The sequence below is a fragment of the Glutamicibacter sp. St.4D3 genome (genome assembly GCF_059728615.1).
Map to the genome: position 1 here is coordinate 55,261 of NZ_AP039380.1, position 17,862 is coordinate 73,122.

The 17,862-nt window shown below is 69.5% G+C and carries 15 protein-coding genes and 1 pseudogene; 7 read left to right on the top strand and 9 right to left on the bottom strand.

Translation table 11 applies throughout. The annotated features are described in order from the left end of the window. Positions 1-20: 20 nt before the first annotated feature. Positions 21-1,454, top strand: coding sequence for an aldehyde dehydrogenase family protein (locus AC6I21_RS00270; RefSeq protein ID WP_360028946.1), 1,434 nt, complete (start codon positions 21-23; stop codon positions 1,452-1,454). 21 nt (positions 1,455-1,475) lie between these two features. Here the strand turns inward: AC6I21_RS00270 and pgm are convergent. Further along, positions 1,476-3,082, bottom strand: a pseudogene (gene pgm / locus AC6I21_RS00275) (phosphoglucomutase (alpha-D-glucose-1,6-bisphosphate-dependent)). 296 nt (positions 3,083-3,378) lie between these two features. Here pgm and AC6I21_RS00280 point away from each other — a divergent pair. Next, positions 3,379-3,519: a hypothetical protein gene (locus tag AC6I21_RS00280; protein WP_497762849.1), complete on the top strand. Its 141-nt coding sequence runs from the start codon at positions 3,379-3,381 to the stop codon at positions 3,517-3,519. A gap of 861 nt (positions 3,520-4,380) precedes the next feature. Here the strand turns inward: AC6I21_RS00280 and AC6I21_RS00285 are convergent. Both AC6I21_RS00285 and AC6I21_RS00290 read right to left on the bottom strand, forming a co-directional pair. Further along, positions 4,381-4,797 (bottom strand): POT-type proton-dependent oligopeptide transporter, encoded by a 417-nt coding sequence (locus AC6I21_RS00285; RefSeq protein WP_497762850.1) that lies wholly within the window; start codon positions 4,795-4,797, stop codon positions 4,381-4,383. A 408-nt stretch (positions 4,798-5,205) separates the two neighbouring features. Further along, on the bottom strand, positions 5,206-6,558 hold the full coding sequence (locus AC6I21_RS00290; protein WP_497762851.1) for an amidase: 1,353 nt from the start codon (positions 6,556-6,558) through the stop codon (positions 5,206-5,208). A gap of 67 nt (positions 6,559-6,625) precedes the next feature. Between AC6I21_RS00290 and AC6I21_RS00295 the strand changes: the two genes are divergently transcribed. Further along, the gene (locus AC6I21_RS00295; RefSeq protein ID WP_054821759.1) at positions 6,626-6,952 is read left to right on the top strand and encodes a rhodanese-like domain-containing protein; all 327 of its coding nucleotides are present in this window, start codon (positions 6,626-6,628) and stop codon (positions 6,950-6,952) included. Then, a complete protein-coding gene (gene pheA, locus AC6I21_RS00300) occupies positions 6,949-7,872 on the top strand; it encodes a prephenate dehydratase (protein WP_497762852.1) in 924 nt (307 codons plus the stop codon). Before AC6I21_RS00295 ends, pheA begins: the two co-directional genes overlap by 4 nt. Here pheA and AC6I21_RS00305 read toward each other — a convergent pair. After that, positions 7,869-8,912: a diacylglycerol/lipid kinase family protein gene (locus AC6I21_RS00305; RefSeq protein ID WP_343832144.1), complete on the bottom strand. Its 1,044-nt coding sequence runs from the start codon at positions 8,910-8,912 to the stop codon at positions 7,869-7,871. The two genes, pheA and AC6I21_RS00305, sit on opposite strands and share 4 nt — an antisense overlap. A 38-nt stretch (positions 8,913-8,950) precedes the next feature. Here AC6I21_RS00305 and serS point away from each other — a divergent pair, with 38 nt between their 5' ends. Beyond that, positions 8,951-10,228 carry a serine--tRNA ligase gene (gene serS / locus AC6I21_RS00310; protein WP_138173137.1) on the top strand — a complete coding sequence of 426 codons (1,278 nt, stop codon included), beginning with the start codon at positions 8,951-8,953 and terminating at the stop codon, positions 10,226-10,228. 59 nt (positions 10,229-10,287) lie between these two features. Here the strand turns inward: serS and AC6I21_RS00315 are convergent, their stop codons facing one another. The 3 genes from AC6I21_RS00315 to AC6I21_RS00325 form a co-directional block, all read right to left on the bottom strand. After that, positions 10,288-12,219, bottom strand: coding sequence for a heavy metal translocating P-type ATPase (locus AC6I21_RS00315; RefSeq protein ID WP_497762853.1), 1,932 nt, complete (start codon positions 12,217-12,219; stop codon positions 10,288-10,290). Positions 12,220-12,233: 14 nt separating this feature from the next. Beyond that, a complete protein-coding gene (locus AC6I21_RS00320) occupies positions 12,234-12,467 on the bottom strand; it encodes a heavy-metal-associated domain-containing protein (RefSeq protein ID WP_054822077.1) in 234 nt (77 codons plus the stop codon). Between the two features lie 117 nt (positions 12,468-12,584). Further along, positions 12,585-13,346 (bottom strand): Crp/Fnr family transcriptional regulator, encoded by a 762-nt coding sequence (locus AC6I21_RS00325; protein ID WP_343832140.1) that lies wholly within the window; start codon positions 13,344-13,346, stop codon positions 12,585-12,587. A 123-nt stretch (positions 13,347-13,469) separates the two neighbouring features. Between AC6I21_RS00325 and AC6I21_RS00330 the strand changes: the two genes are divergently transcribed. Continuing rightward, positions 13,470-14,300 (top strand): Cof-type HAD-IIB family hydrolase, encoded by an 831-nt coding sequence (locus tag AC6I21_RS00330; RefSeq protein ID WP_054821662.1) that lies wholly within the window; start codon positions 13,470-13,472, stop codon positions 14,298-14,300. Here AC6I21_RS00330 and AC6I21_RS00335 read toward each other — a convergent pair. Both AC6I21_RS00335 and AC6I21_RS00340 read right to left on the bottom strand, forming a co-directional pair. Next, the gene (locus tag AC6I21_RS00335) at positions 14,297-15,739 is read right to left on the bottom strand and encodes an HNH endonuclease signature motif containing protein (RefSeq protein WP_497762854.1); all 1,443 of its coding nucleotides are present in this window, start codon (positions 15,737-15,739) and stop codon (positions 14,297-14,299) included. The genes AC6I21_RS00330 and AC6I21_RS00335 overlap by 4 nt on opposite strands. A 91-nt stretch (positions 15,740-15,830) precedes the next feature. Further along, positions 15,831-16,433, bottom strand: coding sequence for a hypothetical protein (locus tag AC6I21_RS00340; protein ID WP_446754966.1), 603 nt, complete (start codon positions 16,431-16,433; stop codon positions 15,831-15,833). Positions 16,434-16,545: 112 nt separating this feature from the next. Between AC6I21_RS00340 and AC6I21_RS00345 the strand changes: the two genes are divergently transcribed. Further along, positions 16,546-17,859: a serine/threonine-protein kinase gene (locus AC6I21_RS00345; protein ID WP_497762855.1), complete on the top strand. Its 1,314-nt coding sequence runs from the start codon at positions 16,546-16,548 to the stop codon at positions 17,857-17,859. Positions 17,860-17,862 lie beyond the last annotated feature (3 nt).

Consider the following 17,862-nt stretch of genomic DNA (forward strand, 5'->3'; position numbering starts at 1 on the left):
GGATGACGTACGCTCGAGCCATGGGAATCTTCACCTCACAGCAGCCGCCGGAACCGGTCGGGGAAACCGCGCCGCCGGTCGACGAGCACCCGGGCAAGATCGCGGAGATGATCGCGCACCTGCGCCGCTCCGCCGACGCGCGCATCACCCATCCGCGCCGTTTCCGCGCCCAGCAGCTGCGGGCCCTGGAGAAGATGCTGGCCGAACGCGAGGAGGACTTCATCGCCGCGCTCGCCGAGGACCTGGGCAAGAGCGCGACCGAGGCGAAGTTCTCCGAGATCGACTTCCTGCGCACGGAAATCGACGTTGCCCAGCGCCACCTGGCCGAGTGGATGGACTCCACCTCGGTGAAGGTGCCGCTGTCGCTGCAGCCGGCGATGGCCAAGATCGAGCCGCGGCCGCTGGGGGTGGTGCTGATCATCGGCGCCTGGAACTATCCGCTGCAGCTGCTGCTGGCCCCGCTGATCGCCGCGATCGCGGCCGGCAACGCGGCGGTGCTCAAGCCCTCCGAACTGGCCCCGGCCACCTCCGGCACGATCGCCCGGCTGCTGCCGCACTACCTGGACCCGCGGGTGTACGCGGTGTGCGAGGGCGGGGTGGACACCGCCACCGAGCTGCTGGCCGCGCGCTGGGACCACATCTTCTACACCGGCGGGGCGCGGGTGGCGCGGATCGTGGCGCGCGCGGCCGCCGAGCACCTGACCCCCACCACGCTGGAGCTGGGCGGCAAATGCCCGACCGTGGTGGACAACCACCTGCCGGCCACCGCCAAGCGGATCGCGTTCGCTAAGTTCATGAACAGCGGGCAGACCTGCGTGGCCCCGGACTACATCCTGTCCATCGGGGACGCGGACGCGCTGGTTGACCGCCTGGCCAAGGCGATTAGCAGCTTCTACGGCCGGGACCCGATCAGCCACCAGGACTACGGGCGGATCGTCTCACGCCAGCACTTTGAGCGGCTCACCGGGCTGCTGGAGCACGGGCGGGTGGTCATCGGCGGGCAGAGCGACGCCCAGACCCTGCGCCTGGCCCCCACGGTGATGCGCGACGTGGAGCTGGACAGCCCGCTGATGACCGAGGAGATCTTCGGTCCGATCCTGCCGGTGATCGAAGTGGAGTCCTTCGACGCGGCCCTGCAGTTCATCGCCGAACGCCCCGCCCCGCTGGCAGCCTACCTGATGAGCGAGAACCCGCGGCTGCAGTCGATCTTCTCCGACCGGGTGCGGGCCGGGGCGATCGTGCACAACGCGCCGATGACCCACCTGATCGTCCCGACCCTGCCCTTTGGCGGCGTGGGGGACAGCGGCATGGGTTCCTACCATGGCAAGCACGGCTTTGAGCGGCTCTCGCAGATGCGTCCGGAGCTGAACAAGACCACGGTGATCGACACCCTGAACGCCGTCTACCCGCCCTACTCCTGGGCCAAGCGCAAGTTCATCGACAAGCTCATCTAGCCCCGGCGCCGTGGCGGCGGGCTACACCTGGCCGGCCAGCGCGGCGTCCACGATCTGGCGGGCCTCGGCGAGCACCTGCTGCAGGTGCTCCTGGCCCACCGTGGATTCGGCGTAGATCTTGTAGATGTCCTCGGTGCCCGAGGGCCGGGCGGCGAACCAGGCGCGCTGGCTGGAGACCTTCAGCCCGCCGATCGGGTAGCCGCTGGCCTCGGTGGCCTTGGTGGTGATCGCGTCCCCGGCCAGCTGCGTGGCCTGCACCGCCTGCGCATCAAGCCGGCCCAGCACCTCCTTCTGCTGCAGGTCCGCCGGCGCGTCGAAGCGGGCGTAGTAGCTGGTGCCGTGTTCCCGCACCAGCCCGGCGTGCAGCTGGCTGGGGGACTTGCCGGTGACCGCGCGGATCTCGCTGGCCAGCAGCGCCAGCATGATCCCGTCCTTGTCGGTGCTGAACGGGCGCCCGTCCCGGGTCAGGAAGGAGGCCCCGGCCGATTCCTCCCCGCAGAACACCGCCCGGCCGGTGGCCAGCGGCTGCACGAAGTACTTGAAGCCCACCGGCACCTCCAGCAGCTGGCGGCCGTGGGCGGCGACGACCCGGTCGATGAGCACCGAGGAGACCAGGGTCTTGCCCACCTGCGCGTCCCCCGGCCACTGCGGGCGGTGGGTGAGCAGGTAGTCGATGGCCACGGCCAGGAAGTGGTTCGGGTTCATCAGCCCGGCGTCCGGGGTGACGATCCCGTGCCGGTCCGCGTCCGCGTCGTTGCCGGTGGCGATGTCGTAGCTGCGGCGGTTCGCCACCAGGGAGGCCATCGCATCCGGGGAGGAGCAGTCCATGCGGATCTTGCCGTCCTTGTCCAGGGTCATGAACCCGAACCGCGGGTCCACCCGCTCGTTGACCACCTCCAGGTTCAGCCCGTAGCGCCGCCCGATTTCTCCCCAGTAGTGGGCCGAGGCCCCGCCCAGCGGGGTCGGCGCCAATGCTGATCCCGGACTCGGCGATCGCGGCGAAGTCGATCACCTCGGCCAGGTCGGTGACGTACAGTTCCCGGAAGTCGAACGCCTCGGCGTCCGGTTCGGCCCGGCGGATCTGCCCGGATTCAAGCAGCTCGTTCGCGCGCTGGGCGATCGGGCCGGTGATTTCGGATTCGGCCGGCCCGCCGTGCGGCGGGTTGTACTTGATCCCGCCGTCGGCCGGTGGGTTGTGCGACGGGGTGATGATCAGCCCGTCGGCCTGCTGGCCGCCGGCGGCGTTGTGCACCAGGATGGCGTGGCTCAGCGCCGGGGTGGGGGGTCAGCCCGTCCTCGGCCAGCACGCGCACCGAGTTGCCGGCCAGCACCTGCAGCACGGTGCGGTACGCCGGTTCGGACAGGGCGTGGCTGTCCTTGCCCACGTACATGGGACCGGTGATCCCGGCCGAGACGCGGTAGTCCACCACCGCCTGGGTGATCGCGGCGATGTGCGCCTCGTTGAAGGAGCCGTTCAGCGAGCTGCCGCGGTGCCCGGAGGTGCCAAAGGAGACCCGCTGCCCGGCCTGCTGCGGATCGGGAACGCGGCTGAAGTAGGCGTCCAGGACCTCCTGCAGGTCGATCAGGTCTTCTTCGCGTGCCGGCTGTCCCGCGCGTTCGTGTGCCATGCCCATCCTTTGTCTGCCAGGTCAAGAGTCTGCTACTAGGCATCCTATCGGGGTTGGCCGTGCGCGCCGCGCCGGTTTCCCTGGTTCCCGGACGGTTTATAGGATGGAGGCGATGAGCTACCACCCGTACCCCCAGAACACCTATGTGCCCCCGCCGCAGCCCACCGGACTCTCGGTGGCCTCCCTGGTCCTGGGAATCCTGTCCCTGCTTGGATTCCTGGTCATCATCTTCATCCCCCTGGCCGGGGTGATCACCGGCCACCTGGGGGTACCGGCGCGAGCCGGCCGGGCGCGGGATGGCTCTGGCCGGGCTGATCACCTCCTGGGTGGGGCTGGTGCTGGCGCTGCTGTGCTACGCGTTCATCATCTTCGTGTTCTTCTTCTCCGCCTCGTTCTACACCGACCTGAACCAGAGCATGTACTCCGACTACGCCTAAGGGCGCGCAAACACGCCAATGGCCTGGCCCCCGCATGGGGGACCAGGCCATTGTGTGTTTGCGGGGACCCTGCTAGTGCACGGTGCCCATCAGCTTCTTCAGCGCCGGGGTGGCGGCGAACATCGCCAGGCCCCAGCACCACCGCGGTGCCGCCCAGCCACAGGAAGTAGGCGACCTCATTGCCCTCGGTGTAGTACCCGGCCAGCACGCCGGACAGGGTGGGTGCCCAGCGAGACCGAGAGGAAGAACAGGGCGATCATCTGGGTGCCGAACGGCGGCCGGGGCCAGCTTGGGTGGTCACCGCCTGGCCGATCGGGGGGAGAGCAGCAGCTCGGCGATGGTGCACAGCAGCAGGATCCCCCACCAGGGCCAGCAGCGGGGGTCTTGGCCAGCGAGTTCAGCGGGATGAAGCACAAGAAGGCGATGCCCACCACGGACCCAGCGACAGGCCGAAACTTCACGCTGGTGCGCGGCTGGCGGGAACCGAGCTTCGTCCACATGGTGGCGAACACCCCGGCCAGCAGCACGATGAACACCGGGGTTGATGGACTGCACCCAGCTGGCCGGCATTTCCCAGCCGAACAGGCGGCGGTCCAGGCGTTCGGGCCGAGTACGCGGCGATGAAGGTGAACTGCTGCTGGAACAGCGCCCAGAACGCGGCGGAGGCGATGTAGAACGGGATGAACGCGTACACGTGCTTGCGTTCGGTCGCATCCACCCGGGGGGCTGCGCAGGATCAGCACGAAGTAGATGATGCTGGCGGCGATCACCACGTAGGCGATGGTGGAGGCCAGGTTCTCGGGGGGTGGACGATCTTCAGCGTGAAGGCCAGCACGATGACCACCAGCACGGCGGCGAAGATCAGCAGGTAGCGCTTGCGCTCAGCGGTCGGCAGCGCGGGTTGGCGACCTGGCGCACCGACTCGGGCAGGTTCTTGCGTCCGAACCCGTAGATGACCAGGCCCAGGGCCATGCCCACCGCAGCGGCGCCGAAGCCCACGTGGAAGCCGAAGTGCTTGTGCAGCAGCCCGGTCAGCAGCGGGGCCCGACCAGCCCGCCGATGTTTACGCCCATGTAGAAGATCGAGAAGCCGGCGTCGGCCTTCGGGGTCCTCCTTGGAGTACAGCCGAGCCGACCAGGGCGGTGGCGTTGGGCCTTCAGCCCCGCCCGAGCCCACGGCCACCATCACCAGGCCGATGGCCAGGCCCCACCACGCCGGGGCAGCAGCGCCAGGGGCCAGGTGACCGCCCATGATCACGATCGCGGAGATGAACAGCACCCGTTCCGGGCCGAGCAGGCGGTCCGAGACCCAGGCCCCCCAGGATGGTGCTCAGGTAGACCGCGCCACCGTAGGCGCCCACCAGCGACAGCGCCAGGCCCTGCTCCATGCCCAGGCCGCCCCTCGGTGGCCGAGAAGTACATGTAGTAGGCCAGCAGTGCCTGCATGCCGTAGAAGGAGAAGCGTTCCCACATCTCGACGCTGAACAGGTTGGCCAGCGCGCCGGGGGTGACCGAAGAAGGTCTAGCAGTTTTTCCTCGTTGGCGTGGGCTGAAATGAGCTGAATGCTCATTGCCCGTACCGGTGGTGCTCGGTGAAACAGTAGACATGCGTAACATTTTTCGCCCTTCTTGACTTCGATGCCTACTTTTGCGATAGATCTCACACGGTTTGGTGGATCACAGCCTGTTATGCTTCGGCCAGCAGCTGGTGTGCCAAAATGAGCAGTTTTTCCTCGTTGGCGTGGGCTGAAATGAGCTGAATGCTCATTGGCATGCCATCGGCGGCTGTGGCCACCGGGACGGTGATCGCCGAGCACCCGGCGACGTTGACCATCGAGGTGTATGGGGTGTACTGGCACTGCAGCCGGTAGTCGGTGTCCGCGTCATGGCGGGTGTAGTAGCCGATCGGCGGGGGCGTGTGGGCCATCGCCGGGGTGGCGATCACGTCATAGGCCGACCACTGGGCGATGAAGTCCGCGGCGATCTGCTTAATCCGGGTCGCGGCGCCCAGCGAGACCTGCGCGCTGCGCTGGCGGGAGCGGCGCCGGTAGTCCCGGGCCAGGGTGCCCAGCAGCGATTCGTCGCCGATCGCCACGTCCTTCAGTCCGTTGGTCCACACCGTGGCGAACGTTTCGGGGTAGTCCGGGGCGTAGCGCAGGTCGGCGGGCATGACGTGGTGGCGGTGCTCCAGCAGCCGCAGCCCGCGCTCGAACGCGGCCCGCGCGTCACTGCTGAGCCGGATCTGGTAGACCGGCTCGAAGGGGGAGTGGGTGCTGTAGCCGATGCGCAGCCCGCGCAGCGCGTCCACCGGGCCGTCCTGTAGGGCCGGCAGGTAGCGGTCCTGGCCGAGCATCGCATCCAGCAGCAGGGCGGTATCCTTCGCATCGCGCCCCAGCGGACCGCTCACGGTCAGCTTCGGGGCGCCGAAGCCGTCCAGGTAGCCCTCGGCGACATCGGCCGGAACCCGCCCGAGCGCCGGCTTCAGGCCCACCAGCCCGCAGGCCGCGGCCGGGATGCGCACCGACCCGCCCCCGTCGCTGCCCGGGGCCAGCGGCAGCAGCCCGGCGGCCACCGCCGCCGCCTGCCCGCCGGAGGATCCCCCGGAGGACAGCTGGGGGTTCAGCGGGTTGCGGGAGGGGGCGGCGACCAGGTTCTCCGAATAACTGCTCAGTCCGAACTCCGGGACCTGGGTCTTTCCGGTGATGACCACCCCCTCGGCGCGCAGCCGGGCCACCAGCGGGTGGTCGCGTGCCGCCACCAGGTGCGACACCGCCCTGGACCCGTAGGTGGTGGGCATCCCGGCGACCTCATTCAGGTCCTTGAACGCGATCGGCATCCCGTGCAGCCGCCCGATGGGCCCACGCATGAACTGGCGGTCCGCGGCCGCCGCGGCCTGCAGCGCCCGCTGCTCCACGTGCACGAACGCGCCCAGGGAGGCGAAGCGTTCGATGCGCCGCAGGTAGTGTTCGGTCACTTCCCGGCTGGAGACCTCCCCGGCGGCCAGCTGGTTGCGCAACTTCAGGGCGGATGACGTCAACATGTCTGCTTTCGATGCTCGAACTCATTAGTCTTATAAGCAAACACCCTATGCGAGAGGAACGCTAACCATGAGTGACTTCGAGACCGTCTCGGTGACCGAGGTGCCCGACGGGGCGCTGATCCTGGATGTGCGCGAGGACTTCGAATGGGTTGAGGGCCACGCCAAGGGCGCCACCCACATCCCGCTGGGCCAGCTTCCCGAACGCTTCGAGGAACTGGATCCGGATGTGGACACCTATGTCATCTGCCGCACCGGGGGCCGCTCCGCCCAGGCCTCGGCCTGGCTGACCGGGATGGGCTACTCGGTGTACAACATTGCCGGGGGCTCGGACGCGTGGATCGAGGCGCAGCTGCCGATGGAATCCGAAAACGGGCAGGAGCCGGCCGTTCGATGAGATATGCCTACCTGGGCCCGTCGGGAACCTTCACCGAGGCCGCCCTGCTGCAGGTTCCCGGCGCGGACGAGGCCGAGCGGGTCCCGGGCGCCAACGTGAACGAGGCGCTGGCGATGGTGCTGGAGGGCTCGGTGGACGGGGCGATGGTGCCGATCGAGAACTCCGTGGAGGGCGGGGTCTCGGCCACCCTGGACGCGATCGCCCGGGCCGACCACCTGCAGATCGTGCGCGAGGTGCTGGTGCCGATCACGTTCGTGCTGGCGGTGCGCGAGGACATCGACGCGCTGGAGCAGATCACCCAGATTTCCACGCATTCGGTCGCCTGGGCGCAGTGCCGGGGCTGGGTGCAGGCCAATATTCCCGGAGCGGAATTTATCCAGGGCTCCTCCACCGCGGCCGCCGCCGTGGGGCTGCAGGACCCCGAACAGCACCACCAGGCGGCGATCTGCTCGCCGCTGGTGGCCCACGACCGCAACCTGAAGGTGCTGGTCGAGGGCGTGGAGGATAACCTGGGGGCGGTGACCCGCTTCTTCCTGGTCACCCGTCCCGGACCGCTGCCGGCGCCCACCGGGGTGGACAAGACCACCCTGATCGTCCCGCTGCCCGAGGACAAGCCCGGCGCGCTGATGGCGCTGCTGGAGCAGTTCGCCGCGCGCGGGGTGAACCTCTCACGCATCGAGTCCCGGCCCACCGGCACGGGGCTGGGCAGCTACTTCTTCTCCGTGGACATCGACGGGCACCTGGCCGAGGAGCGGGTCGCCGCGGCGCTGACCGGGCTGCACCGATTGTGCCCGGACCTGAAGTTCCTGGGCTCCTACAATGCCGCGGAGGGAATCACCCCGAGCATCGACTCACACAACTCCAACGAGGCCTTCATCCGGGCCCGGGAATGGGTGGGCCAGCTGCTGCACCGCCTCTAGGCGGTGCGGATGCGCAGCGCCGACGGGTTGATCCAGGCCTGCAGGGTATTGACCATGCCGGTCGGGTCCCCGTCGATCTGCGTGTTCATCGGCTCCGTGCAGCGCAGCGAGACCTTCTTGGTCTTGTAGAAGGAAATCACCGGGATCTCGTTCTTCGCCCGGAACGCGGTCTTCAAAAAGATCCACACCCACCCGGCCGCCGAGCGCGGGGAGAGCACCACCGCGTCCAGGATCCCGTCATCGAGCTTCGCCTCGGGCACGAAGTCCAGGCCCTGCAGCTTGCCGCAGTTTGCGAACAGCACCGAACGCACCCGGCGGGTCTGCCAGGGGCCGTCCCCGAGCTGGAAGGAGACGCGCTTGCGCTGCCCGGGCAGCTGGCGCAGCCCGGCCTCCGAGTAGGCCAGCCAGCCGACCCGGCGCTTGAGCTGCTCGTCGGTGTCGTCAAAGAGGTCCGCGTCGGTGCCCACCCCGGCGATCACCAGGAACGCGTGGTCCGCCTCCGTGCCGTTCAGGTGCTGCAGGCGCAAATGCCCCACGTCGATGCGCCGCACCCGGCCGCGCACCGCCAGCAGCGCGGTGGTGTGCACATCGTCGATCGGGATCTCCAGGTTGCGGGCCAGCAGGTTGCCGGTGCCCAGCGGCAGGATGCCCAGGGTCGCCTCCGCGCCCTCGATCACCTCGGCCACCGCGCGCACCGTGCCGTCCCCGCCGGCGGCCAGGATGGTGTCGCACCCGGCCTGCAGCGCCTGGCGCGCGCCGCCCTGCCCGGCGTCGTCCACCGTGGTCTCAAACACCAGCGGCTCGGGCAGCCCGGCCTCGGCACACACCCGACGCACCGCGTGGCAGGCGGCTTCGGCTTGTGACTTGGAGGGATTGACCACGATGGCGACCTGGCCGGCCGCGACCTGCTCCACCTCATCCGGTTCCCGGCTCAGCGGGCTGCTGGGTTCGATGAGCTTGCGCACCGACCGCCAGCTCAGCAGCGCGGCCACGCCGGCGCCGCCGGCCAATGAAGCGATGATCACGCGGTTTCTATGCATAGTGACTTCATCGTACTCATGGTTGCTACGCTTATCTTGTGATCGACCTGAAAATGCTCACCGATAATCCGGACCTGTACCGCGCCTCGCAGCGTGCCCGCGGCGCCGACGAGACGCTCGTTGACCAGCTGCTGGACGCCGATGTGGCCCGCCGTGAAACCATTGCCGCCTTCGAGACGCTGCGCTCGGAGCAGAACGTGTTCTCCAAGAAGGTCGGCAAGGCCAAGGGCGAGGAGCGCGCCGCCCTGCTGGCCGAGGTCAAGGACCTGGCCGCGAAGGTCAAGCAGGCCCAGGCCACCGCCGACGCCGCCGCCGCGAAGGCCAGCGCCCTGCAGCGCTCCATCCCGAACCTGATCGTCGAGGGCATCCCCTCCGGCGGCGAGGACGACTTCACGGTGCTCAAGACCGTGGGCACGGCCCGCGACTTTGCCGCCGAGGGCTTCGAGCCACTGGACCACCTGCAGATCGCCGAGAAGCTGGACGCGATCGACATGGAGCGCGGGGCGAAGGTCTCCGGTTCGCGCTTCTACTTCCTGAAGGGGATCGGCGCGCGCCTGGAGATGGCGATGATGAACATGGCCCTGGACCAGGCGGTCTCCTACGGGTTCATCCCGATGGTCACCCCGACCCTGGTGCGCCCGGAAATCATGCAGGGCACCGGCTTCGACGTCGAACACGATGACGAGATCTACCGCCTGGAACGCGATGACCTGTACCTGGTGGGCACCAGCGAGGTGGCGCTGGCCGGCTACCACGCGAACGAGATCATGGACCTGTCCGACGGGCCGCTGCGCTACGCCGGCTGGTCCTCCTGCTACCGCCGCGAGGCCGGGGCCGCGGGCAAGGACACCCGCGGGATCATCCGCGTGCACCAGTTCAACAAGCTGGAAATGTTCGTCTACACCACGATCGAGCAGGCCGAGGCGGAGCACGCCCGGCTGCTGGCGTGGGAAGAGGAAATGCTGGCGAAGATGGAGCTGCCCTACCGGGTGATCGACACCGCCGCCGGGGACCTGGGCATGAGCGCGGCCCGCAAGTTCGACTGCGAGGCGTGGGTGCCCACCCAGGGGACCTTCCGCGAGCTGACCTCCACCTCGAACTGCACCACCTTCCAGGCCCGCCGCCTGAACATCCGTGAACGCCAGGTGGTGGACGGCAAGGCGGGCAAGACCCGGGCCGTGGCCACCCTGAACGGCACCCTGGCCACCACCCGCTGGATTGTGGCGATCCTGGAGAACCACCAGAACCCGGACGGCACCGTGAACGTGCCCAAGGCGCTGCAGCCCTACCTGGGCGGGCTGGAAGTGCTGTCCTAGCACGCCCGCGAACGCCACGGCCGCCGGTAGGGTACCGGCGGCCGTGGCGTTTTTTCGCCTCATGCCTCGACTTGGACGCCCAGCGCGGCCGGGCGCTGGACCCCGGCGTCCCGGCGGGCCGGGCTGCGGCGCAGCAGGCGCATCGCGTTGCCGATGACCACCAGCACCGAGGCCTCGTGCACCAGCATGCCCAGCGCCATGGTCACCCCGCCGGCGAACACGCCGGCCAGCAGCAGCACCACGGTGGCCACCGCGATGATGATGTTCTGGCGCATCACCCGCACCGTGCGCCGGGCCGCACCGATCGCCTGGGGCAGGCGCAGCAGGTTGTCCCCCATCAGCGCCACATCGGCGGTTTCCACGGCCACCGCCGAACCGGCCGCGCCCATGGCCACCCCGATGTCCGCAGCAGCCAGGGCCGGGGCGTCGTTCACCCCGTCGCCGACCATCGCGACCGTGTGCCCGCCGCGCTGCAGTTCGCGCACCATCTCCAGCTTGTCCTCGGGCAGCAGCGACGCCCTGACCTCGGTGATGCCGGTGCGGGCGGCGATCGCGTGCGCCACCGGGGCGCTGTCCCCGGTGAGCATGACGATGCGCTTGACCCCCACCGCGCGCAGCTCGCGCACCATCTGCGCGGCGTCGGCGCGCACCGTGTCCGCGACCGCGACCACCCCCAGCACCTGACCGTCCAGCGCCACCAGCATCGGGGTCTTGCCGGTGGCGGCCAGTTCCCCGGCCGCCGCGGCCGCCCGCGCCCCGGGCACCAGCCCGTGATCGGCCAGCAGGGCGGGGTTGCCGATCAGGATCCGCTGGCCGGCGGAGCGGGCCAGGATCCCCTTGCCCAGCACCGGTTCGACCTGCTCGGGCAGCGGCACCACCAGGCCCCGCTGCGCGGCGGCCGTAAGGATCGGCTGGGCCAGCGGGTGCCCGGAGCCGGCCTCGCCGCGGGCGGCTACCTCCAGCAGCTGCGCGGCGTCCACGCCCCGGCCGACCGGCACCAGGTCGGTCAGCTGGGGGCGGCCTTCGGTCAGGGTGCCGGTCTTGTCCACGGCCACCGTGTCAATCCGTGCCGCCTGCTCCAGATACTCCCCGCCCTTGATCAGGATCCCGTCCTTCGCGGCCCGGCCAATGCCGGCCACCACCGCCACCGGGATGGAGATCACCAGGGCCCCGGGGCAGCCGATGACCAGCAGGGTCAGGGCCAGCACCACATCGGAGGTGAGCAGCCCGGCCACCAGCGCCAGCAGGATGATCGCCGGGGTGTACCAGGTGGCGAACCGGTCGAAGAAGCTTTGCGTGCGGGCCCGGGCGTCCTGCGCCTCCTCGACCCGGTGGATGATGCGCGCCAGGGTGGTGTCCGCGCCGATGCCCTCGGCCACCACCTGCAGGAAGCCGCTGGTGGCGATGGTGCCGGCGAAGACCTGGTCCCCGGCGGCCTTGTCCACCGGCAGGGACTCCCCGGTGATCGAACTTTCATCCACCCCGGCCCTGCCGTGCTGCACCCGGCCGTCGACCGGGACCTTCGCCCCGTCCTTGACCAGCACCAGCTCGCCGACCAGCACCTGCCCGGCCGGAACGCGGTGCTGCTGCCCCTCCCGCAGCACCACCGCCTCGTCCGGGGCCACGGCCACCAGCGCCGAGAGCGCCGAACGGGTCCGGTCCAGCGTGGCGGCCTCCAGGGCGTGCCCGACGGCGAACAGGAACGTCACCGCGGCCGCCTCCCAGTAGTTGCCGATCACCACGGCACCGGCCGCGGCCACCGTGACCAGCAGGTCGATGCCCACATGCCGGCCCCACAGTGCCCGTCCGGCGGCCAGCGCGATCCGGTACCCGGCCAGCACCGCGGCGGCAACCATGAACACGTCGCCGGCCGGCTGCTGGCCCAAGCCGGCGGAGAGCAGGAGGGAAACCAGGATCAGCGCCCCGGAAACGGCGGGGATGAACCAGCGTCCGGCGGTCAGCCGCCGCAGCGTTTGCCACACCTTTTGCATGATCACCACGACCTCTAGAACGCCGCCGGGACGGCCTTGTAGCCGGCCTTGGCGATGGCGGAGACCAGGTCCTGCACGCTGGCGCGCTGCGGGTCGTGCTGCACCTGGACGCGGGAGGAGGCGAAGTGCACCTTCACCTCGGTGACCCCATCCAGCTTCTTGACCTGCTTTTCAATCTTTCCCACACAGGACGGGCAGGAGAATCCCTCGGCGCGCAGCGTGGTCCAAATGCTGGTCGTGGTGCTCATGATGGCTTTCCTTTCGCAGGTTGCGTCCTTCCCGGTATCCCGGGAAGTACCTTCACCCTACGAACGGGCCCCAACCCCCACCATGATCTGCGTCAGTTAACCGCACATACGCTCTGGCTAGTAGTTTTCGGCGATCTCCGTGAGCCTGGCGCGGTCGGTCAGCGCCGTCCAGCGCCGCCCGGTCTCGATGATGCCGGCCTTGCGCAGAGAGCTCATCGCCCGGGAAACCGATTCGGGGCTCGCCCCGGTGATCCCGGCCAAATCGGCGCGGGAGAGTGGGAACTGGATCAGCTCACCCTGCCGGCTGGGGGTGCCGAACTTGTCCGCCAGGCGCAGCAGGGTCGCGGCGACCCGGCTGGCCACCGGGGCGGCGTGGTGTTCGGCCAGCGTGGAGCGGGTGGTGCGCAGCTGCCCGGCCAGGGCGTTGAGCACCTGCAGCGCCACCGGGGGGAACTGCCCCAGGATGTTTTCGAACGTGGCGTTGTCCATCCGCAGCGCGCAGGTGGTGCTCAGCGCCTGCACGGTTTCCGGGTAGCGGTCATGGCCCAGGGCCGGCACCCCGCCGAACAGGTCGCCGGGGCCCAGCAGGTCCACCACCACCTGCTGGCCCTCGGCGGTGTCGTGAAACGCCTTGGCCCGCCCGGACGCAATTACGTACAGGTCGCTGGCCGGCTGTCCGGCCGCATACAGGTGCTCACCCTCCGCCCAGGCCAGGGACTGCATTTGGCCGTCAATGACCCGCAGCTGCTGCTCGGAGAGGCCGCGGAAATACGGGACCTGGCCCAGCACCCGCAGCCGCACCGGTTCCGGGCAGCTGTGCGGCTGGCCGCACCCCTGGGCCAGTGGCGTGTGGCGCCGGGTGGCCGATGGTTCGCGCATTGTTGCTGCCCTCCTGCAAAATGGGCGCTCTTATGCTCAGGTTTACCACGAAGTCGCCGCACGTTCATCGCACATGTGCGCCGCATCATCGCCAATTGTGGGACAAGATGGTTCACTGGGGTTATGACAGTCATGACCAAGACCGGCAACGAAGACCGGTTGACCAACGATAAGTTAATGGTGTGCCTAGACGTTGACGGCACCATCGTGAACCATCAGGACCAGATGAGCCAGCAGGTGCGCAGCGCCGCGCGCGAAGTGGTGGACGCCGGACATGAAGTGGTGATTTCCACCGGCCGCTCCCTGGGCGCCGCCCTGCCCGTGGTGCAGGAACTGGGCATCGAGCACGGCTATGTGGTGGCCTGCAACGGCGGGGTGCTGGCCAAGGTGACCGGAGAAGAGGTGGAGGTCATCCACCGCGAGATTTTTGACCCCTCCCTGGTGTTGGCCACCCTGTGGCGCACCCTGCCCAACGCGAAGTACGCGTTGGAGAACGAGCGCGGCGAGTTCCTTTCCAGCGAGCAGTTCAGCGACGTCAGCTTCGGCGCCCCGGCCAGGGTCGTCGACTTTGAGGAGCTGGTGAACAGCAAGGCGGTGCGTGTGGTGGTGTTCTCCACCGACTCCAGCGCCGAGGAGTTCGGCCGTGCCGTGCACGGGCTGGGACTGTCGGGGGTCACCTATTCGGTGGGCTGGACCGCCTGGCTGGACATCGCCGCCGAAGGCACCACCAAGGCCAGTGGCCTGGAACGGCTGCGCGGGATCCTGCGCTTTGCCCCGGAGCAGACCATCGCGGTCGGGGACGGGCGCAACGACATTGAGATGCTGCAGTGGGCCGGGCTGGGGGTGGCCATGGGCCAGGCCCCGGATGAGGTCAAGGCGGTCGCCGACTCGGTGACCGATTCGGTGTGGGACGACGGTCTGGTGCCGGTGCTGCGCGGAGTCCTGGCGCGCTAGGCTGCGGCGTCGGTGGCGGCAGGCAGCCAGCAGGCCTGGGCGATCAGCGAGGGTGAAGGATTGCGGTAGACCGTGGTTGGCGGTGGGGCCAGTGATTGGTAGACCGCCCCGTCGGGGGTGGTGATCCGGATGGTGTGCGGGTCCTCCCGCACCACCCTTTCATGCCATCCCGGGGTTTCCTTGGCCTGGTTGCACCAACGGCACCGGTAGTTCGTGTTGTGCATGTTGGTCAGGCCCCCGGCCCGCCACGGGGTGATGTGGTCAAATTCGGCGGCGTCGTTATCACAGTACGGGGTGCGGCAGCGCACGTCCCGGATCTGCAGGAAGTCCTTGAGGTTCTCCGGGACGACGCGGGCCTTGGAATCCATCGCGATCAGCTCCCCGGTGCCGGGGGCCGTGAACAGGCGCTGGAGCTCCGGGAAGGCCCCGATCCGGTCGCTGAGCTCCTCGGTGTCCTCATTCCACTTCGCATCGTAGAGCCGGGTGTCCATCTCCGTGACCAGGCTGCGCGCATACTGGGCCGGCACGAAGCCGTAACCGCACAGGTAGGCCGGCTCCCGATCCCCAAGCAGCAGCGTGCGGTCGGTCATGATCAGCTTGACGTCCACGAACACCGGAAGCTTCGCGGCGTTGCCGGTGATGGACTGGCGGGTGAGCAGATCGGTCATCAACTGGGCCATGCTGCGCTTGTCCCCGGCCGCGCGTTCCCGCCTGGCCCGCCGCTTCAGGCTGGTCTCCAGGCCCACACCCTCCTCCAGGGGCAGCTTGGCGCGCAGCCACACGCAGTCCTTGCCGCGGGTGAAGATCACGTGGCGTTCCTCCGCGGCCTTGCCGATCCGGTCGGCCTTCTCGATGCTCTCATGGCGCATAGTGAAGCGTTCGACCGCGTCGCGGCACCGCTTGGTGCCCAGGTCCTGGAACATGTCCGGTTCGCGGGCAAAAAGCTCATCGAATTCCCGGCGACGGCGGGCGTTCACGTCCGTCAACGGGCCGGTGACCGCCAGGATCTGGCGTTCGGAAAGATGCCCGCGCTCAAAACTGGCGCACAGGTTGGGAAGATCCTCCACCAGCATCCGGCAGGCCTGAAGATAGGAGCGGGCCCCCTGCTGGGACTGGCGCCGGGCCATGGCCACCGAGGCCGCGGCACCGCGCTCAAACTGGTCGATGTTGATGCAGCGGTCCTCCGCATCCAAGATCGTGTCCTTTTCCAGGCGGTAGGCCAGCTTGGCCTGCATGGCGCAGTAGCTGGCCTTGGCGCTTTCCAGCTGACGCAGCGCCTCCGCGCAGTCCCCGCGTTCCCCGGCGCGCAGCAGGATGTCCACGCGGCGGGTGAGCTGCTCGATCAGCTCGGCCACCTCATCGTGCAGGCAGCCCTCAGGCATCTGCTGCCTGATCTTCCGCTCCGCCTTGCGGCGGTGGCTGTGTTCTTGCTGGTCCATACTTCCAGCGTAGGTGTGACCCCCGACACTTTGGGTCCGGTTGCGGGGCAGCGCGCAAGATGGTTCGAAAATCTTTTCGGGCGCCGGCGTGCTAGCCCGCGTCGGCCAGCTGCAGCAGCCGGGCCACCCCGGCCCGGGCGTCGTGCTCGTCGTTGAACCCCGAGCGCACGATCGCCGCGGAGACCGCCTGCGGGGTGATGTCCAGGGCCTGGGCGATCGCCCGCTGCTGCCCGCGGACCCCCGGGGTCATCAGATCCACCACCGCCCATTCGGCCTCGGTGCGGGTGCGGATGGACTGGCCCAGCAACCGCAACAGCCCCTCGATGCCCGTGTCCAGCTCCGCCGCCGGCCCCGAGACGCAGATCGGAACCCGCTCCCCGCGGTGCCCGGCCGCCTGCAGCGCACCCAGCGCCCGGCGCAGCGCCCGCCCGTCGATCTGCTCGGCATCCTCGGGCACCGGAGTGTGCAGCGGGCCGATGCCCAGCCCGATGTTGCAGAAGTTCAGCCGCGCCACCCGCAGCACCGCGTCCACGGCCGCCGCCGCATCCGCCGGCACCCCCAGCAGCAGCTGCCCGGACAGCGCGGTAAACGGTGCGTGGGTGTGCACCTGGCCCAACTGGTGCCACAACGCCTCTCCGGCCGCGGCCACGTCAGTGACCGAACGGGGCCGGGGGCTGAGCGCAACGACAAACATGGCTTAAGTATTGCGTGCCGGGCCCGCTTTGTCCTGATGTTGCGCGAATCCGGCCCGGCGCGCGGGCGGCGGTGACCTAGGCTGGTACCGCAGGGAAACTGAAGGAGAGCGCATGGCAGAGGTCATAGCCGGGCGGTTTGAGCTGATCGAGCACATTGCCCAGGGCGGCTCGGGTTCGGTGTGGCTGGCCCGGGACCTGCAGTGCCGGCGGCGCTGCGCCGCGAAGGTGATGCGCCAAAGCTACAGCGGGGAGCTGCTGCGCTTCGTGCGCGAACAGGGCGTGAAGTTCGACCACCCCCATCTGCTCACCCCCTACGGGTGGGCGGCCGTGGATGACCGGGTGGTCATCGCCTCCCAGCTGATGCGCGGCGGAAACCTGCACACCGCCCTGCAGGACTACGGGGCGATGAGCCCCGAGCTGACGGCCGAGGTGCTGGCCCAGCTGCTGGAGGCGCTGGGCCACGTTCACGCCGCCGGGTGGATCCACCGGGACGTGAAGCCGGCCAATGTGCTGCTGGAGCTGACCGGGACCGGGGTGCCGCGGGTGCGGCTGACCGATTTCGGGATTGCCGCCCACATGGACCAGCCGCGGCTGACCCAGCTGGGGATCACCGTGGGCACCGACGGCTTCCTGGCCCCGGGGCAGCGGGCCGGCGCCGACCCGGAACCCGCCCAGGACCTGTACGCGCTGGGGGTGCTGGGGGTGCAGCTGCTTGACCCGGCCCTGCACGGCCCGGCGCTGCGTGAGCGCTGCGAGGCGCTCTCCGGCCAGCCGCCCGCCGGGCCGCTGGAGCGGGTGCTGGTTGGGCTGCTCAGCCCCCAGCCGGATGACCGGCAGCGGGCGGCCGTCCGGGCCCCGGAACTGCTGGCCGGGCTGCGCAACCGGGAAGGCTACCGGGTGGCCTCCGGGGAGGTGTTCGAGGTGTTCGACCACTTCCCGCCCAACGAGGCGCCGGACCCGGCAGGGCCAGACGCCGCGGTGCCGCCGCAGCCCGAACCGGCGATCGCACGGGAAGCGGAAGCGGCCCAGCGCCGCGGCGCACCGCGCAAGGCGCTGCCCTGGGCGCTGCTGGCGCTCGCGGTGCTGCTCGGGGCGCTCTCGCTGTGGCTCATCGGGGCGGGACAGGACGCGGGGCAGGACGCGGGGCAGGGCAGCACGGACCCGGCACCGCAGCAGCAGACACCCGGCCCCGAGCCCGGCACGGCGTCCGCAGCGCCCAGCACCCCGGCCAGTGCGCCCAGCACTCCGGCCAGCAAGCCGTCGGCCAGCGACCCGGGGGTGGAGATCAGCTCCAATGTGCGGGCCGGGGAGCAGTGCACCGTTCTGGAGGCCGGGCTGAAGGTGCGCGGGCTGGATGATGAGCAGCTGCGCTGCGAAGAAGGGGACACCGGGTACCGATGGCACCCGGTGTCCCCGTCCCCCTAGGGG

What these genes read in the sequence shown, in the direction of transcription:
- AC6I21_RS00270 (WP_360028946.1), top strand. Translation starts at nt 21, where the DNA reads ATGGGAATCTTCACCTCACAGCAGCCGCCGGAACCGGTCGGGGAAACC.
- AC6I21_RS00280 (WP_497762849.1), top strand. Translation starts at nt 3,379, where the DNA reads ATGGCTCTGGCCGGGCTGATCACCTCCTGGGTGGGGCTGGTGCTGGCG.
- AC6I21_RS00290 (WP_497762851.1), bottom strand. Translation starts at nt 6,558, where the DNA reads ATGTTGACGTCATCCGCCCTGAAGTTGCGCAACCAGCTGGCCGCCGGG.
- AC6I21_RS00295 (WP_054821759.1), top strand. Translation starts at nt 6,626, where the DNA reads ATGAGTGACTTCGAGACCGTCTCGGTGACCGAGGTGCCCGACGGGGCG.
- pheA (WP_497762852.1), top strand. Translation starts at nt 6,949, where the DNA reads ATGAGATATGCCTACCTGGGCCCGTCGGGAACCTTCACCGAGGCCGCC.
- AC6I21_RS00305 (WP_343832144.1), bottom strand. Translation starts at nt 8,912, where the DNA reads ATGCATAGAAACCGCGTGATCATCGCTTCATTGGCCGGCGGCGCCGGC.
- AC6I21_RS00315 (WP_497762853.1), bottom strand. Translation starts at nt 12,219, where the DNA reads ATGCAAAAGGTGTGGCAAACGCTGCGGCGGCTGACCGCCGGACGCTGG.
- AC6I21_RS00320 (WP_054822077.1), bottom strand. Translation starts at nt 12,467, where the DNA reads ATGAGCACCACGACCAGCATTTGGACCACGCTGCGCGCCGAGGGATTC.
- AC6I21_RS00325 (WP_343832140.1), bottom strand. Translation starts at nt 13,346, where the DNA reads ATGCGCGAACCATCGGCCACCCGGCGCCACACGCCACTGGCCCAGGGG.
- AC6I21_RS00330 (WP_054821662.1), top strand. Translation starts at nt 13,470, where the DNA reads ATGACAGTCATGACCAAGACCGGCAACGAAGACCGGTTGACCAACGAT.
- AC6I21_RS00335 (WP_497762854.1), bottom strand. Translation starts at nt 15,739, where the DNA reads ATGGACCAGCAAGAACACAGCCACCGCCGCAAGGCGGAGCGGAAGATC.
- AC6I21_RS00340 (WP_446754966.1), bottom strand. Translation starts at nt 16,433, where the DNA reads ATGTTTGTCGTTGCGCTCAGCCCCCGGCCCCGTTCGGTCACTGACGTG.
- AC6I21_RS00345 (WP_497762855.1), top strand. Translation starts at nt 16,546, where the DNA reads ATGGCAGAGGTCATAGCCGGGCGGTTTGAGCTGATCGAGCACATTGCC.